Below are 17,037 nucleotides of genomic sequence, written 5' to 3'. Positions count from 1 at the left end.
TCTTCTTACAAAAGAGAGAAAACTCAGCAACTTATTTAAAAAACACATCGTATGCAAATCGAATCAACGTTCCAACCACAACAACCAAAAAGAAAATCCTAATAAAACCATTGCCTTTATTAATCGCCAGTTTTGCGCCGAGCCATCCTCCAAGTCCGTTGCTAATTGCCATCGGAATTGCGATCGCCCAAATGATCTTTCCTTTTATCATAAACAGACAAATGGAACCAAAATTGGTTGCTAGATTTACCATTTTAGCATTCGCGGAAGCGTGAAGAAAATCAAAGCCTAGAAGCGCAATAAAAGCCACAACAAAGAAACTTCCTGTTCCTGGACCGATAAATCCGTCATAGAATCCAACAATTATACTTATAACAACAGCGTACATAATTTGAGTGGCTGCAGAATGATCTTTAGCAACATGCTGACCAAAGTTTTTCTTGGCATAAGTATATACAAACAGCAGAGATAAAACTACTAACAAAAGTGGTTTCATAAAATCATTACTCACAAGAGTTAAAATCGTTGATCCTAAAAATGCTGACGGAACTGCCAGACACATCATGACAATTAAGAGTTTCCATTGAATGACAACTTTCTTCAAATATTGAAAAGCCGCAAAAGCAGTCCCACTAAAAGCTGGAATTTTTAAGGTACCGACTACAGTCGAAACTGGAAGATTTGGCAATAAAATTAATCCCATTGGTGTTTGGATTAATCCGCCGCCGCCAACAATTGCATCAATAAAACCAGCAGCAAAAGCCGCCAAACAAAGAAAAAGTATTATATATGAATCCATTAAAAAGATATTTCGGCATCAGTAAAAAACAAGTTGCAAAAGTACAGCTTCCTTTTTGTTTATTCCCATAAAATTAAAGTTGATTTTTGATCAAAAAGTATATTTTTGCTTAAAAATTATTTCAATGGATTTCAACAAAATAATAGAACTTGCGAGTTACACTTTACCAGCCTTAGTTACAGGAGTTGTAGCGTATCGTTTCTTTGAGCTACACATTAAAAACAATGACAGAAAACGTGCGTTTTTGTTAAACAAACAAGCTCACAAGGAATCTCTTCCTGTTCGTTTACAAGCATACGAGCGTATGACTTTGTTTTTAGAACGCATTAATTTAACAAAGTTGTTAATTAGAATTGCTCCTATTTCGCAAAACAAAAATGATTACGAAAATTACTTAATTGACCTGATTGAGCAGGAATTCGAACATAATTTAACTCAGCAAATATATATGTCTGAAGAATGCTGGACGATCATTACAACGGCAAAAAACGCAACAATACAAATGATTCGTAAAGCCGCTATGAGCGATAAAGTGGATAATGCGGATAAATTACGCGAAGTAATCTTAAATGATTTATTAGAAAAGCAATCGCCAAGTAATGCTGCTTTGAGTTTTATTAAATCTGAAGTTGCTGAGCTTTGGTATTAAATAATATTGCAGATTTTAGATTGATTTTAGAATTGTTTGCGTCCAATTTTTATCTGTTTCAGAAATCACAAGAACTTTAAAGCCATATTTTTCACCTTCTATTTGAACTCCTTTTGAATCGTCAATATGAAAATCTATATTAAATAAAGGTGGGAATTTTGAGCAATAAATATTTTTATCCAATAAACTTCTTTGGTGTTTCTGCTGATTAATAATGTAATCAACAGAAATACCATATGAATAAAACATCCATTTTATCTTGGAAACACTTCTGTACGAAGTAGTATAAATAAAAATTTTGTGATTTCTCCTTTTTAACTCTTTAAATAGAACAATTGTGTCTTTTCTTAGTTTTTCAATTCTAAAGATCTTTTGAAATAGATTTATTTTCTCCAAATCAAATTTATTGTTTGATATCAAAGTATCGTCAAGATCAAAAGAAATTATCATAAGAACACTTTATAATCTTAAATCAATATTTTATTATCACTCATAACTTCCGATTTATTCTGAGCATATTCATAGCCTTGCTGCCACCATTCTTTCATTACTTCTTTATTAAAAATCAAAGCATTATCGGTTAATTTTATAGGAGTGTAATATAAATTTAGCTTTACATTCTTATTATTTGCCATAAGTTTTCCTATAGCAATATCATGTTTTTCTACTTGATCCAATGCAATTCGAAACAAATCGATCATTAATGAAAACGGATTTTTACCAATTACAGTTTTTGTCGTATTAACCTCCGTTTCAAGTACAATAACATCAATCTCTGTAGCTCCTCTATTGATTGCTTCACGTATTGGAACTAAGCTTGAAAACCCGCCGTCACCATATTCACAGTTGTTTTTTTCAACCAAACTCATAAACGGAACATAATTACTAGATATCCAAGACCATTCGCAAAATTCCTCGTACGTACAATCTTTTACAGATTTATACTCTGATTCATTTTTAGTAAAATTGGTTACCGTAACAATAACGTCAGTTTTTAGTTTTTTTAATTTATTGAAATCAGAAAGAGAAAAATTATTCTGAATATACTTTTTCAGTCCTTTGCTTTCTCCAAAAGTGCGTTTGCCTTTAAAAAACTGACGCAGTACATTAAAGTGATTAATGGTCACAATATCGACTCCATCTTTCGTTTTCACCACAAACGGACAAATATTAAAAATACTCGACATAGTAACATTGGTATAAACAGAATGAATTTTTTTAATATGACCGAGAGCTAAATGCGGAATCAACAAACTTCCTGTTGAAGTTCCTATAAATAAATCGTATTCGTGTTTTTTCTGTTCTATTAAATACTGGGCAACACCACCAGCAAATGCGCCTTTACTGCCACCACCTGAAATAACCAATGCTCTCATAAATTGTAATGTAGGTTTTGTTTTTTGGGATATTTTTTTTTTAAGACTTAATAAGAGGAAAGAAACAAGAAGAAAGATATTCTGAGATTTTGACTCTTGGTTCTTGCTTCCTTTATCTATCTACTCTAATATTTACTCTTTCAACAAACGATTCAATTGGAACTGTTCATCGGGTGTCAAATTAGGCAAAATTCTATTAAAAGAAGCACGCATTTCAGGATTTTTTAACAGAAGTCTTATTGTATCTCTTCCAAATTTCGAAAACTGCCACATATGATGCGTTGTAGCACTTACTAAATTACTCAAAACCTGATCGTTAATAATTTTAAAAGCAATCAATTTCTCTAAGGCATTTTGTCGAGTTGTAGCTTCATACTTTGTTGATGAAAATGCAATCAATTCGTTTACTAAAGCATCTTGTTCGTTAGTATAGTTTGGCGTTGACAAAGCGAGAGAAAGCCATAAAGTTCTGAGATTATAATCGTTGAAGCCAATCCAGTTTTTAGATTTATCCAAATACTCTGTTCTATGATCAGGAAAATTTCTCCACAGCCAATAAAGTGCTATCTCTTCCGTCTGATATGATTTATCGTCTAAAAGTGTTTCATAATCTGTTCTAAAATCTTCTGGAATTTTGGTCAAAGAGCCAGCCAGATTCTGACGAACTTTGATATTGTTGGTCTTCAATGCTAAAAGCAAAAGAGCTTTTTTGTCTTCATACTTCTCATTTTCCAATTGATCGACAACGGCTTCTTTAACCGATTGATATACGTCGGATTCTAAAGTAGTTTTTAAAATATCTTTTTTCTCCGCAAAAGGTGTTTTTTTCAATTTATCGATTTCCAATCGTTTTTGAATCGCTTTATTTTTGCTCAATAATGCATTTGCAGTTGGCGTATCAAAAACAGTCGATTCCAGCCAAGTTTTCTGAAATTTATCCAGATCAAAATCGGAAACTTTTTTTATTTCATCGAAGAAGTTTTTAGTGTTTACAGTTTGATATGCATATTTTTTTAAATAATTTTTAATTGCTTTTTTGAACGCTTTATCTCTAATAGATTCATGCAAAACAAACAATGCCCAAGCGCCTTTTTCGTAAAAGGTCAACGAACTTGCTTTTGCATTTAAAACGGGAATCGTATCGGTACGAGAAGCAAATTTAATCTGTTGAGCAGTATCATATAATTTCGAGTAGAAGTAATCTTCGCCATAAATATCTTTTTCTGCAAGTAAAGCAAAATAAGTTGCAAAACCTTCTTGCAACCAGTGATGTGTACTGCTTTCTGCTGTAATAAGGTCTCCAAACCAATGATGGGCTAACTCGTGAGCATCAACATTGGTATAATTTCGGTCACAGAAACCAGTTGAATCTACTACATAACGGGTCGCAAAAAGAGTTGAAGTAGTGTTTTCCATACCCGCATACAAAAAATCTCTTACCGGGATTTGCCTATTGATTTTCCAGGGATATTTTACGCCGATTTCTTTCTCAAGGAAATCAAAAATGCGTTTCGAGTAACGATAAGTTGGCTCAAAACGATCTGCATCTTTTGGTTCATAATAATATTCTAACGGAACTCTGCTTCTAGATTTAAATTCTTTTTTATCAAATTTCCCTATAGCCAACATTAACAAATACGAACTCATTGGTTTTTCCATTTGATATTGCCAATGATTTAGATTTCCGTTTGTTGTCTTCTCTTTTAAAATTCCGTTTGAAACTACCTGATAATCTTTATCATAAGAAATTCCTATATTAAAAATCAATTTTTCATTTACATCATCAAAACTCGGAAACCAATTGCTTGTATATCTGCCCTGCCCTTGTGTCCAGATTTGCACTTCATCATTATTCATATCAACAAAATACAAGGCTTGCTTTGGTTTAGCCGTGTAATTGAATGTCAAATGATTCTGCCCTTTTTTAAACGGAAAAACCAATTTTAATTCTTTGTTGGTATTGACAAACATGATTTCATTTTCATTGACTTTTACATTCGAAAATCCCATGTTTTTAGCGTCAAGCGAAATTGTATCAGTTTCTTGTAATATCTCAAATTCAAAATCGACAGTTCCTGAAATCAATTTATCTTTTGGATTTACAGATAATTGCCCTGAAACCGATTTAAAGTCAACATATTGAGTTTGCTGTGCAAATAGAAAACTGGTGAATAATAGAAAAATGTATTTCATTGCAATTTTTATTTTAAAGAATCTGTTTCCCAAGATATAGGATTATACTTTATATAATCATAGATTTTTTCGAACGTTTTGTAATTTCTAACAATATGGTCGTGGTAATTCACTTGCCAAATGGATTCGACTCCGTTTATTTGCTTGGTTGTAATGGATTTAAAAATAGCAACAAACGACGAAATAGAATTGGGTTTTCGATATATTTTAGATAATAATTGATTTTGAATTGTATTTTCATTGGAATCATTTTTTGAATCAGATTGGATCTGTAGAGACGCACCGCAGTGCGTCTCACGCCCGTATGTCGACAAAGATTTTTTCGTAATATTATTTTCCATTGTGGATATGCTGGGCGTAGACGCACTGCTGTGCGTCTCTACGATTTGCTGGGGTGACAAATGTACATCTACGATACCATTTTCCTTTGCGGATATGCTGGGCGTAGACGCACTGCAGTGCGTCTCTACAATATGCTGGGTGTCTTGGATTTCGATTAACAAATGAATATGATTTGGCATGATAACCCAATTATGAAAAAACCAATTTTTGCGAATCTTAATCGATTTTAAAAGTTCCTTTTCAATAATTTTTCCATTTTCATTTAAAATCATTTTTTCTTCTTCAACGTTACCAAAAATACATTTTCTGTTTTTTGCAACTATTGTAATAAAATAAACAGCTTCACTAGAATAATCCCAGTTTTGCAATCTATTTGAATCGATTTTAAATTTCTCTCTAAACAACATCATAATTTGGCATGTAAAATCCCAAAGTTACAAAGGTTTCCTTTACAAATAGAACGAATTTTGTATGTTTACAATATAAAACCAAATCATTGTGTCTACACCTCAAAAAGCCTTATTTAACTGGAGCAGCGGAAAAGATTCTGCTCTTGCCTTATACAAAATACTTCAAAATGCTGATTTTAAAATTGAATGTTTGCTGACAAGCGTAAATCAGCAATATCAGCGCATTTCAATGCATGGAATTCGTGTTGAATTATTGCAGGAACAAGCACAAAATATCGGAATTCCGTTAAAAATTTTGGAAGTTCGAGAAATGCCAACGATGGAAGTTTATGAAAAAGTGATGACCGAAGCTTTAACAGAACTAAAACAAGAAGGCATAACACATTCTATTTTTGGAGATATTTTCCTGGAAGATTTACGCCAATACAGAGAAAATCAATTGGCAAAAATTGGATTAACAGGCGTTTTTCCGATTTGGAAAATCCCAACTCAAGATTTAATTCAAGAATTTATTTCGCTTGGTTTTAAAACCATTGTGGTTTGCGTAAACGAAAAATATCTAGATAAAAGTTTTGTCGGCAGAATTATAGATCAGGATTTTATAAATGATTTACCCGAAAATGTTGATGTCTGCGGTGAAAACGGAGAATTTCACACTTTTACTTTTGACGGCCCAATATTCTCAAAACCTATTGATTTTGAAATAGGTGAAATTGTTTATAGAAAATATGAAAAGCCAGAAAAACAAGATTCATCAAATACAGCCTGCGATACTAATGATGAAACTGCTTTTGATTTCGGTTTCTGGTATTGTGATTTAATTAAAAAGTAAATGTTTTTTTTTATAAATTTTTTCTTCTAGTTCTTGTTTCTTTCTCTCTGCAAAGCTGTTTGGTTAATAGATGCAAAAGACCACAGATTACAGGCTATATTTACGATTCGGAAACAAAGCGACCAATTGAAAATTGCCAAGTTGGTGAAGTTCTAAGTCAGTCAAACGGTTATTTTTCATTAAAAGAAAAAAGGTACCGTCAGTTTACGTTTTTCGGATTCGAAGCGCCAACTTTAGCGGTAAATGAACCTGTAAAAAAAGAAGGTTACGAAGTTCAAAATATTCAATTTATGCAGCCTTTTGGCGGTGGAATGAAAAAAGGAGCTTTTCATAATGCAGATACTATTTACATCAAAAAAAACATTTTAAAATCAAACTAATATGATTTTAAAATAATAGCCATTAAGTTGATTGATCGACAAAAGTCTTTAAGAACCATTTATTATCTTTAAGTTCAAAAATGTAATCAATGTAAATTCCGTTATCAAGTCCGCGTTGTTCTAAAGTGGCTTTATTTTTCTTTACTGATAATGTGCGTTTTAAATATTTTTCATCCGCTTTATTATTAAGATGCAGCACTTTATATTTCTCTTTTGTCATTGTGTAATCTATCAATTCAAAATCGTCATTGTTCGCCTTATACTTTAAAGGAAAAATCACTCTGCTAACTTGAAATTTAGGATCTGCATTGAATTTCTTAAAAAAATCATTAAAATCTTCTGAAGCTGCCTTTGAGGCTTGAGCCAAAGTCACAGAGCTTAACCCTAAAAAGAGCATTATAAAAAAATACTTTTTCATTATTCTTCATACATTTTAAGCAAGTTCGTAACGGTATTCCAGTTTCGAATTGTTGCTGTTACATTTAGTTTTTTCTCGATATATTTTTGGTCAAATCGTGTTTTTCCAGCTCCAACAGCGTACTTTATAAAAATTCTGTTTTCATCAATACTAGCTTCATCTGGTTTGAATTGGCTTATCTTTAAATCGTTTATGTTTTCTTTTTTTAAAGTTGTCGAAACAAAAGCCACATAAAGTTTTTTGGTATCAATTTCCTTCTCTTTCAAAAACGGATTATTAGCAAAACACGATTCCAAGTTTTCTTTGGTAATCATAACGACAGGAACTTCGTGACCAAAAACTTTAAAGATTTCCTGTTTGATCATAAAACCAACTTTTGAAGCCTCTTCTTCGCTATCTACAAATACGTTTCCAGATTGCAAATACGTTCTTACATTTTGAAATCCAAGATTCTCCAGCATTGCTTTCAAAGCTTCCATTTTCATCATATTATGTCCAGAAACATTTATTCCACGTAAAAGCGCTAAATGTGTTTTCATTTTTTCTAATTTTTCTTCAAAGATAAAAAACTGCTATTCATCATCCTCTTCTTCACTAATTTCAATATCAAATTTTACTAAAAAATCATTGAATTTCTGTTTGTGCTTTCTCTGTGCCTCTTCTACAATTTTATCTGCTTCTTCATTAGAATCAATTGCGTCTAAATTAAATTCTTCTTTAACCCATTCGCGAAACTCTTCTTTGTTTTCACTTTCTTCATAATATTCTTCGTCTTGGTAAAAGTAGGCTTTATCAAAATCAACAGAAATTTCGGTGTCTAATGTTAAAAGCTGAATTAATTTTTGAGTGTTTTCTGCTACAATATGAACTCCGCCTTCATCTCCAAAAACAACAATCGGGCATTTATTCAAATCATTATCGATAATCCAATAAGCATAAGAGCTTCCTGAACCGTTTGCCCCTGCAAATTCGATAAAACTATTATAAAATTCTTCTTCTTCAGACCATGTTTTTATACCTGTTTTATCATCAGTTATGGTAAGTCCAAAACATTCCGAATAGGTTTCTACGCCGTACTCCTGCTCAAATTCATACAGTTTTACTAAATCTTCCGGCACTTTGTAATTGCCAAATTGAGAGGCATATTCTTCCAATGAAAATCTATTGGTATAATCTGAATATTCCGATTCGTCATTTTTATCTTCATCATTTTCTTCCACTACTTCTGCTGTCAATATTTCAAAAGTTTCTAATGTGGCGTGTTTTACACAGAAAAACTCAATTCCTTGGGCATTTTCGTCATTCATCCATTGATATTTTGGATCTCCATTTTCATCAAGATATTCCAAAATAATCATAATTTCTTCATCTTCATGACACCACAAAGTACGCATTCTGATGCTAAAACCATTCGAAATTTCTTCTGAAATCTGGCTGTATTTCTTCCCTTCATAATCAAACGGAATAAACAAATAAGTCGTTCCTGAAATATGTCTAACAATTTTCCCATTTTCTTTCAATTCGTCAGTTTCAGACAAAATTTCGACCATATTAATAAATTGATTACGGAAATCATCATACGAATATTTCTCTTTTTTATCGTAATCTAAAATTGAAAGTCCTTCTTTGAAAACATCTAAATAGTTATTGCCTAATATTTCATTGCCATAACTTGAATTTTCTATGAAAGCATCATCAACAATATCAGAAAGTTTATGAGTAGAAGGCAAATAATTCTCGACAGTTATAACAGATCCGTCAGTATCTTGAACATTACTGCAAATTAAAATATCGGGTCTGCCAGCGCTTATAATTGCCTGAACATCTGTAAAACGCTCAAAATGAAACAGCATATCATCAGTATAAACAAGCCAAGCGGTAAGATCTCCTTTTACAAAAAGTTCACCGTGATTATATTCTCCAGCAAGTGTATCGCATTGCAGACCACCGCCCAAATAATGAACGCTTCCGAACAAGTTAATATTGACTGTTGTAGTCTTTCCGAGAACGATTAAAGCAGGCGAATTATCAGTATCGTAGGAACTAATAAGCTTTGCAACTGTAAGATTTCCTCTGAAAATAAATCCTAAAATAAAAATATCTGGATGTTCTTCGGTACTGAAATCCATCTCAAACAGATCCATTTCTACATCCTCTTCCGCTAATAGAAATACTGGATTTTCTTCGTAATCAGGAAAACGCCATGTATCTTCAAAAACATCGTAGATTTTATTATTGTTGAAATCGGTAAGACCTCCAATAATATTGTGAGCTTGGTGTCGGTTAATTACTTTGAATGTAATACCAGAAAATACCATTGTCTCAAAAGGGACTTTTTCTTCTTTAATCATAATTTGAGGCTTATAATTTGAATGTTTGAACAAATCTAATAATTATCTTTATTTAATAAAATAATACTGACACCAAAAAAAAGCTCCGTCAGAAACGGAGCCTCAAATAATCTGAATTAGTAAGCATTCAAAAAATTATTTCTTTTTTTCATATACTAGTCTTGGTCCATCGCATATACTCCACGTTCCATACAAATTTCCAAAACTATTAATGATATATAAGTTTTCTTTTGTCTTAGAAGTACAAGATGCTACTATATCGCTCTCTGCAGTATAATTTAGTTCAAACTGAGTTTGATCTGTCGTTTTTACTACAGAATAAGTTCCTGAAATGGTTGTAATTTTACCATCTCTCTTTCTGGTTTTAGAGAATGTATTATTAGAATTAAAAGTATACGATTCCTCCCATTCTAAAATATCAATCGAATTTACTGCGGGATTACTGTTGCCCATTGCTGTAAGAATCCATTTTCCGTGATAACTTTCGGTTGGTTTATTGTCATTGTCATCATTAGAGCAAGAAACAAGCGAAATAAACAATACAATTAAAAGTCCAATTTTCTTCATTTTTATAGTTTTTGTTGGTTAACTATTATTAAGATTTTACTTTCTTAAAATGGTTGCGTCTTCAATTTACAATTTTACGATAAGTTAACATTCAAGCACTTGAAAACAACAAATCATTTTCAAAATTCCTAATTAAAATCTATCTTCGCTTTTTAAAGAGAAAAGAATATAGAAGAAAGAAAAAAGGCAAAGTATTATCTTTTTTCTTTCTTCTTGACTCTTTTAATCTTGCTTCTATAAAATCTAATCTTCGAATGTCTAATAATCTTCTTGAAACTCCAATTGAATACTTAAAAGGTGTTGGCCCGAGCCGTGGACAGCTGCTTCGCAAGGAATTGGGCATTCATAAATATGGAGATTTAGTCAACCTTTTTCCGAATCGATATATTGACAGAACGCGTTATTATAAGATTAACGAATTGCAGAATACGGGTTCTGAAGTTCAGATTATCGGCAAAATCATCAACATAAAAACGGTTGAATTTGCTAAAAACAAAAAGCGTCTTGTGGCTAGTTTTGTTGATGATACAGGACAAATTGATTTGAACTGGTTTCAAGGACATAAATGGATTCGCGAAAGTTTAAAACTCAATGAGCCTTTAGTAATTTTTGGAAAATGTTCGTTGTACGGAAGCCAGTTTAGTATGGCGCATCCCGAAATTGAATTGTTAAGCGAACATGAAAGAAGTTTACGCTCGGCTATGCAGCCCGTTTATCCATCGACAGAAGCTTTGGCCAATAAAGGAATTTCCAACCGTACGATTAATAAATTGATGGAACAGCTTTTTCTGGAAACACAAGCATTGTTTACAGAAACTTTCCCTCCATTTTTAATCGAAGAATTAAAGCTGATTCCGAAACGTGCCGCATTATTCAATATTCATTTTCCGAAAAGCGCTGAAATTTTAGCGAAAGCGCAATTCAGACTGAAATTTGAAGAATTGTTCTTTATTCAGCTGCAATTAATTACAAAGAATCTCATTCGAAAACATAAAATAAAAGGGCATCCATTTGACAAAGTGGGCGAACTTTTTAATGAATTTTATAAAAATCATCTTCCTTTTGATTTAACAAATGCTCAAAAAAGAGTAATCAAAGAAATCAGAACTGATATGGGAAGTAATGCCCAAATGAATCGTTTGCTTCAAGGTGATGTGGGTTCTGGAAAAACAATTGTGGCGTTTATGAGCATGCTTTTGGCAATAGACAATGGTTTTCAGGCTTGTTTGATGGCGCCAACAGAAATCTTAGCCAATCAACATTTTCTTGGTTTATCTGAATTTGCTAAAACACTAAATATCAATATTCGAATTTTAACGGGTTCTACTAAAACTTCAGAAAGAAAGATTATTCATGAAGAACTAGAAAACGGCGAACTTAAAATTTTAATTGGAACTCATGCTTTATTAGAAGATAAAGTAAAATTCCAGAATCTAGGACTTTCTGTAATTGATGAACAGCATCGTTTTGGCGTGGAGCAAAGATCTAAACTGTGGAAGAAAAATGATATTCCGCCACATGTTTTGGTTATGACTGCTACTCCAATTCCGAGAACGCTGGCAATGAGTTTGTATGGCGATTTGGATATTTCAGTTATTGACGAATTACCGCCGGGAAGAAAACCTATTCAGACCGTACATCGTTATGACACGAATAGATTAAAAGTCTGGAAATTTCTTCGTGATGAGATTGCAAAAGGAAGGCAGATTTATATCGTGTATCCGCTAATTCAGGAATCTGAGAAAATGGATTATAAAGATTTGATGGATGGTTACGAAAGTATTTCTCGCGACTTTCCGCTTCCGCAATATTCTATTTCTATTCTTCATGGAAAAATGAAACCAGCCGATAAGGATTCTGAAATGAAGCGCTTCTCTGAAGGAAAAACCAATATCATGGTGGCGACAACCGTAATTGAAGTTGGTGTAAACGTACCAAACGCCAGTGTAATGATTATAGAAAGTGCCGAAAGATTTGGACTCTCGCAATTGCATCAGCTGCGCGGACGTGTGGGTCGTGGTGCCGAACAGAGTTATTGCATCTTAATGACTGGACATAAATTGAGTTCTGACAGTAAAACCAGAATGGAGACTATGGTTCAGACCAATGATGGCTTCGAAATTGCCGAGGTTGACCTTAAACTACGCGGTCCTGGCGACTTAATGGGAACACAGCAAAGCGGTGTTTTAAACCTTCAAATTGCAGATATTGTAAAAGACAGAGAAATTCTTTCTTTGGCCAGAAATTATGCAATGAAAATTTTAAAAGAAGATTCTGCACTTCAAAAACCAGAAAATGCAATTCTGAGAGCGATTTTCATAGAGTTGACTAAGAAAAAGAATATTTGGAACTATATTAGTTAACTGAGGTGCTAAGCTTCTAAGGTGCTAAGGTTTATATCCTCCCCTCTAAAATACTAAAAAAGCTCAAAGATTTTAAACTTAAAATCTTTGAGCTTTAAAACTTAGCAACTTAGAAGCTAAGCATCTTAGCAACTTAAAAAAACTCCATTGCGTCTTAATTTATCATTCAGGTGATTTAGTTTTGCTGGGGGACAAATTTAAAGGGGATGAATATTTTATCAGACACAATGAAGTATATAGTTTATTATTTCTTTTTAACATCATTCTTTTTTTCAAAAAGACCGCTAAATAAGCCTTTGCTTATCTTGTTTTTATCGTCTTTTCCTGTTGCAATCAAATGATCGATATATTCCATGTAGGTTTTCTTTCTTTCTTCTAGAAAACCAACCAGATATTCTTCAGAAGCGTGCATACCGCTGGTTTCTTCAATCTGTAGAAGTTTCTTGTACAATGGCTCGATAAATTTTACAATAATATCATTCGGAACCGATTTTCTGGTGCCAAAGAAACCTACAATTTCACCGTCTGTATCTGCAATGATTTTAAAATCGGTTACAACCCAGTAATAACGTCCAGTTTTAGCCATGTTCTTTATAATAACATGAATATTTTCGCTAGATTTAATACTGTCCCATAAGAATTTAAAAATGACCTTTGGCATATCTGGATGGCGAACTATATTATGAGGCTGGCCGACAAGTTCAAATTCATCATAACCAGAAACATCTATAAAGTCTTCATTAGCATATAAAATGGTTCCCTTTTTATCTGTTTTACTTAGCAATACTTTATTCTTATTCCAGTCCACTTCTCTATCAGAAGGTGTCGGACGGTGCAATCTGGTATCCATAAATTTTACATTTAAATTAATTTACAATTCAATAAGTATAAAATGAATCCTTTAAACCATTTTTAATTTGACTCGATCTCCAAGACAAGGAGAATATTTCTGATTTTGCGAAAAACTGTTCCCAGCTCATTTTCCAGCCATTCTGGAATCTCATTATTAACCGCAAGATTAAGCTGGCGAATATCGTTCATAATCTGAATTAGCTTTTTATATTGAAAATCTAGATCGTAAACATGCGAACTCGTTTGGTAATTTTTAAAAATCTCTCTTACCTCTATTTCAAAATCAGACTGGACTTTAATTTTTTCAATCGAATCTAATGTTATGCTTTCATTCAAAAAATCTTCAATTATTTTTTTAAGATTATGCAGCGTAGGGACTGCAGTTGGTAAATCATACTTAAACATACAATTGGTTTAAAAAATATTAGTTTTGTTTTTGGGGCTTGGTTTAAATTCTAACTCTTGCTATTTGTCGATTTTACATGAATATCATTAACTAAATCGTCAATCTTTTTGGCGCTTTCTCTCATCATTTCAAGATAAGTAAGCAATTTATCATTGTCTGTATGTCCTTTTGAAACATCAATTAGTTTTAAAACTGAATTTACAGGCAATTTTAGATCTAATGTTGTTCTATGAATAAAATCATTATAATCTTTTGTAGCCGACATTGAGCTGTATTTTGCTGAAGCTAGTTTCATGTTTTCTAACTCATACTCATCTGAAATTTTTGAAATATGATTTTCACTATGCTCTTTAAAATAATACGCCCAATAGCCATTCATTAAAAATACAACAGCTGCTAGAACGGTATGAATAATCAAAGTTTCCAGATCAAAATTTACCTGCGAAAAATATACCTGAAGTCCATTGGCATCATTATAAATGTAGTTTTGCAAATATGCCAATCCTGCGTGGTGAAGCACAACTAATAAAGTTAGCGGAATTTGAAGTTTCCAGTTCTGATAAATAATCAAAATCGTGCTGGCAATAAATACTGTAAAATGCATTTCAAACATTCCGTGCATCTGGTAAATATACTGCGCCATAAATATAGCTAGAACAATAGACAAGACATACTGGTAAAATTTAGAGTTTTTCATGAAAAATTTTGCCGAGTAATACAAAAGAAGATTTAGCGTTCCAACACCAACACCAATTTCGAAAGTGTCATATTTAAAAGAAAGTCCGATGCCAAGAAGAAAATATACTGCAAGTACATAATTAATAATCGTATCTGATTTTTGTGTCATGGTAGACATAAAATTATGCAGATAATCTTGTTCGTTTAAGCTAGCTTTTGTTTTCATAGGTTTTAGTTTTTGGGTTTTGGAAATAGTTATTTAGTACATTTTGGCAATGAACATCCATAAGCTTTTAGAGCTAAAGCATTAAAAGAAGGATTCTCCTTTTGGCTAAGAAGAGAATCTATCGCCATTTGAGCATAATTACTTTGTGCATCTGTACAATATCTGGTTTTATTGTAATTGCCTCTGTAATACAAATTATGTGACTGATCTAATAAAACTGCTTGTGGAGTTGAAAAAACACCACATTTTTTTGCAATTGCTTCATCAAAATAAACGGGAATTTTTGCATCAAACTTTTGCTGGATTTCAGCTATGGTAAAGTTCTTTTGTTTGTTTAAAACAACAATTTTAAAATTAACCTGATCTCCGTACTTTTTAATTAAATCGCTTACATGTGGCACATTGAATCGCGAACAAGGACATTCGGGATTAAAGAAATGAATAAAAATAGGTTTATTGTCAAATGCGCAGCACGGACCAATTTCAATCTTAGATCCCATTGCAATAGAGCGGTAATTCTTTGGAATTGGAGTTGGAAGACTATATTTAAATTCATTCTGCCAAAACAAATAGCCAATTGCAGCAAGTAAAAATGTGAACCATAAACTTAGAAGTAATTTTTTCTTCATAAAATCATTTTTTTTATTATTTAAACACCAAAGAATAAACACTTGTTAATACTATAATCTCCCTATTTGTAGTAAAAACCAAAAAAAACAACTTCTATTTTCATATTTTAACAATAACGCAACCTATTCTCATAACGTTCTGTTAAAATTCCACCATTTTGTTTAACATATCAATGTTACAAATAAAATCGATAAAGTGCAAAAAAAATCAGATAAATTGTGAAAATTTTCTCTCAACCTAGAAGCAGTCTGACTTTCTAGAAATCTCAGAAGATACTTTTTGATTGATTTTGTTTATTTTTTCAAAAAAAACTAACCTTTAATTAAACCTTTTTGGCTGCACGAAGTCTAAATGCAAACCTTTGTACATACAAATGTTAAATAAAAGCCAACGGCTTTCGATTTCATAGCAAAAAGTTAAATTTGTAAGCATACTAAAAACACAAAACCTAAAATCTATATTCACCTCTTTTTTATGAAACTAAAACATCTCATTTACACCCTTTTAATTGTTGCTATTGGTGGCTTTGTTACCTACAGAATTATTTCAAACAAGGGTAAAAACGAAGACTCAAAAAAATTTAATGACAAAAAATCTCCAACAACAGTTAATGGAATCATAATAAAGACTTCTACTTTTGACAATAATTTAGCATTGTCCGGATCTATTGAAGCAAATGAGCAAGTAGAAATTCATAGTGAGGTTTCGGGAATTGTGGAAGGTATATTTTTTAACGAAGGCAGCAATGTTACAAAAGGACAAGTTCTTCTTAAAGTAAATGATATTGAACTAAAAGCGCAGTTAAGACAAGCGCTAACAAGAGAAGATTTGGCAGCCGAAAATGCAAGAAGAGCGAAATTGCTATTGCAAAAAGAAGCAATCAGCCAAGAAGAAGCAGATGTTGCAAAAGCTGATCTTGCTTCTGCTCAGGCTCAAAGCCAATTAATTAGAGCACAAATTTCTAAAACATCTGTGAGAGCACCGTTTTCTGGAAAAATCGGTTTGCGCAATATTTCTCCAGGAACTTACATCACACCAACTGTTTTAGTAGCAAAACTGGTAAATACTAGTAAATTAAAAATTACTTTTTCTATTCCAGAAAAATATGCAGCAGAAGTAAAATCTGGATCAGTAATCGATTTTAAAGTTTCTGGATCAGACAAAACATACAATGCAAAAATTTATGCAATCGAACCAGAAGTTGCCGTTGCAACACGTACGCTTCAAATTCGTGCTCTTGCTGATAATATCGATGGAAAACTTTTCCCTGGAACTTTTGCAGATATAAAATTACCTTTAAATATTATCAAAGACGCTATAGTTGTTCCTTCTCAAGCTATTGTACCTATTCAAGATGGTAAAAAAGTATATATCGCCAATAATGGACAAGCGAAAGAAGTAATGGTTGATGCAACAACAAGAACAGATTCTTCAATTTTAATTTTAGCTGGACTAAAGCCTGGAGATACTTTAATTACAAGCGGTGTAATGTCTTTAAAAGATGAAGCTCCAATTAAGGTTAAAGTAAAATAATTTTAAAGTTACGAGTTATAAGTTTTGAATTA

At 32.4% G+C, this 17,037-nt stretch carries 18 protein-coding genes; 5 read left to right on the top strand and 13 right to left on the bottom strand.

Translation table 11 applies throughout. The annotated features are described in order from the left end of the window. Positions 1–31 precede the first annotated feature (31 nt). Positions 32–799: a TSUP family transporter gene (locus tag RB618_RS15415; protein ID WP_308069561.1), complete on the bottom strand. Its 768-nt coding sequence runs from the start codon at positions 797–799 to the stop codon at positions 32–34. Between the two features lie 124 nt (positions 800–923). Between RB618_RS15415 and RB618_RS15410 the strand changes: the two genes are divergently transcribed. Next, positions 924–1,448, top strand: a complete 525-nt coding sequence (locus tag RB618_RS15410; RefSeq protein WP_129748821.1) for a hypothetical protein — start codon at positions 924–926, stop codon at positions 1,446–1,448. 15 nt (positions 1,449–1,463) lie between these two features. On the opposite strand, the gene RB618_RS15405 is transcribed toward RB618_RS15410, so the two are convergent. From RB618_RS15405 to RB618_RS15390, 4 genes are all read right to left on the bottom strand, one after another. Further along, positions 1,464–1,898: a hypothetical protein gene (locus RB618_RS15405; RefSeq protein ID WP_308069560.1), complete on the bottom strand. Its 435-nt coding sequence runs from the start codon at positions 1,896–1,898 to the stop codon at positions 1,464–1,466. A 17-nt stretch (positions 1,899–1,915) separates the two neighbouring features. Next, on the bottom strand, positions 1,916–2,824 hold the full coding sequence (locus tag RB618_RS15400) for a patatin-like phospholipase family protein (protein WP_308069559.1): 909 nt from the start codon (positions 2,822–2,824) through the stop codon (positions 1,916–1,918). A gap of 132 nt (positions 2,825–2,956) precedes the next feature. After that, on the bottom strand, positions 2,957–5,017 hold the full coding sequence (locus RB618_RS15395) for a M1 family metallopeptidase (protein ID WP_308069558.1): 2,061 nt from the start codon (positions 5,015–5,017) through the stop codon (positions 2,957–2,959). Between the two features lie 8 nt (positions 5,018–5,025). Continuing rightward, positions 5,026–5,769, bottom strand: coding sequence for a transposase (locus RB618_RS15390; RefSeq protein WP_308069557.1), 744 nt, complete (start codon positions 5,767–5,769; stop codon positions 5,026–5,028). An 88-nt stretch (positions 5,770–5,857) separates the two neighbouring features. Here RB618_RS15390 and RB618_RS15385 point away from each other — a divergent pair, with 88 nt between their 5' ends. Next, on the top strand, positions 5,858–6,601 hold the full coding sequence (locus RB618_RS15385; RefSeq protein ID WP_308069556.1) for a diphthine--ammonia ligase: 744 nt from the start codon (positions 5,858–5,860) through the stop codon (positions 6,599–6,601). Positions 6,602–6,660: 59 nt separating this feature from the next. After that, positions 6,661–6,981, top strand: coding sequence for a hypothetical protein (locus tag RB618_RS15380; RefSeq protein WP_308069555.1), 321 nt, complete (start codon positions 6,661–6,663; stop codon positions 6,979–6,981). A gap of 22 nt (positions 6,982–7,003) precedes the next feature. Here the strand turns inward: RB618_RS15380 and RB618_RS15375 are convergent, their stop codons facing one another. The 4 genes from RB618_RS15375 to RB618_RS15360 all read right to left on the bottom strand — a co-directional run bounded on the left by RB618_RS15375 (position 7,004) and on the right by RB618_RS15360 (position 10,317). Then, entirely contained in the window at positions 7,004–7,399 is a 396-nt protein-coding gene (locus RB618_RS15375) for a DUF4348 domain-containing protein (protein WP_308069554.1), read from the bottom strand. After that, positions 7,399–7,938 (bottom strand): DUF1697 domain-containing protein, encoded by a 540-nt coding sequence (locus RB618_RS15370; protein WP_308069553.1) that lies wholly within the window; start codon positions 7,936–7,938, stop codon positions 7,399–7,401. Before RB618_RS15370 ends, RB618_RS15375 begins: the two co-directional genes overlap by 1 nt. Before the next feature lie 33 nt (positions 7,939–7,971). Beyond that, on the bottom strand, positions 7,972–9,750 hold the full coding sequence (locus RB618_RS15365; RefSeq protein WP_308069552.1) for a hypothetical protein: 1,779 nt from the start codon (positions 9,748–9,750) through the stop codon (positions 7,972–7,974). A gap of 135 nt (positions 9,751–9,885) precedes the next feature. After that, on the bottom strand, positions 9,886–10,317 hold the full coding sequence (locus RB618_RS15360; RefSeq protein ID WP_308069551.1) for a hypothetical protein: 432 nt from the start codon (positions 10,315–10,317) through the stop codon (positions 9,886–9,888). A 254-nt stretch (positions 10,318–10,571) separates the two neighbouring features. Here RB618_RS15360 and recG point away from each other — a divergent pair, with 254 nt between their 5' ends. Next, positions 10,572–12,680, top strand: a complete 2,109-nt coding sequence (gene recG / locus RB618_RS15355; protein ID WP_308069550.1) for an ATP-dependent DNA helicase RecG — start codon at positions 10,572–10,574, stop codon at positions 12,678–12,680. A gap of 244 nt (positions 12,681–12,924) precedes the next feature. Here recG and RB618_RS15350 read toward each other — a convergent pair whose 3' ends face one another. From RB618_RS15350 to RB618_RS15335, 4 genes are all read right to left on the bottom strand, one after another. Then, positions 12,925–13,530, bottom strand: a complete 606-nt coding sequence (locus RB618_RS15350) for a PAS domain-containing protein (protein ID WP_308069549.1) — start codon at positions 13,528–13,530, stop codon at positions 12,925–12,927. Between the two features lie 62 nt (positions 13,531–13,592). Beyond that, positions 13,593–13,937: a hypothetical protein gene (locus RB618_RS15345; protein WP_308069548.1), complete on the bottom strand. Its 345-nt coding sequence runs from the start codon at positions 13,935–13,937 to the stop codon at positions 13,593–13,595. A 50-nt stretch (positions 13,938–13,987) separates the two neighbouring features. Further along, positions 13,988–14,842 carry a hypothetical protein gene (locus tag RB618_RS15340; RefSeq protein WP_308069547.1) on the bottom strand — a complete coding sequence of 285 codons (855 nt, stop codon included), beginning with the start codon at positions 14,840–14,842 and terminating at the stop codon, positions 13,988–13,990. A 29-nt stretch (positions 14,843–14,871) separates the two neighbouring features. Continuing rightward, positions 14,872–15,471 carry a thioredoxin fold domain-containing protein gene (locus tag RB618_RS15335; RefSeq protein ID WP_308069546.1) on the bottom strand — a complete coding sequence of 200 codons (600 nt, stop codon included), beginning with the start codon at positions 15,469–15,471 and terminating at the stop codon, positions 14,872–14,874. Positions 15,472–15,946: 475 nt separating this feature from the next. Between RB618_RS15335 and RB618_RS15330 the strand changes: the two genes are divergently transcribed. Further along, positions 15,947–17,005 (top strand): efflux RND transporter periplasmic adaptor subunit, encoded by a 1,059-nt coding sequence (locus RB618_RS15330; protein ID WP_308069545.1) that lies wholly within the window; start codon positions 15,947–15,949, stop codon positions 17,003–17,005. Positions 17,006–17,037 lie beyond the last annotated feature (32 nt).

Source organism: Flavobacterium sp. LHD-85 (assembly GCF_030929595.1).
GTDB lineage: Bacteria > Bacteroidota > Bacteroidia > Flavobacteriales > Flavobacteriaceae > Flavobacterium.
Note: the sequence above shows the minus strand (reverse complement) of the source record. Positions and strands in the feature narration are given on the sequence as shown.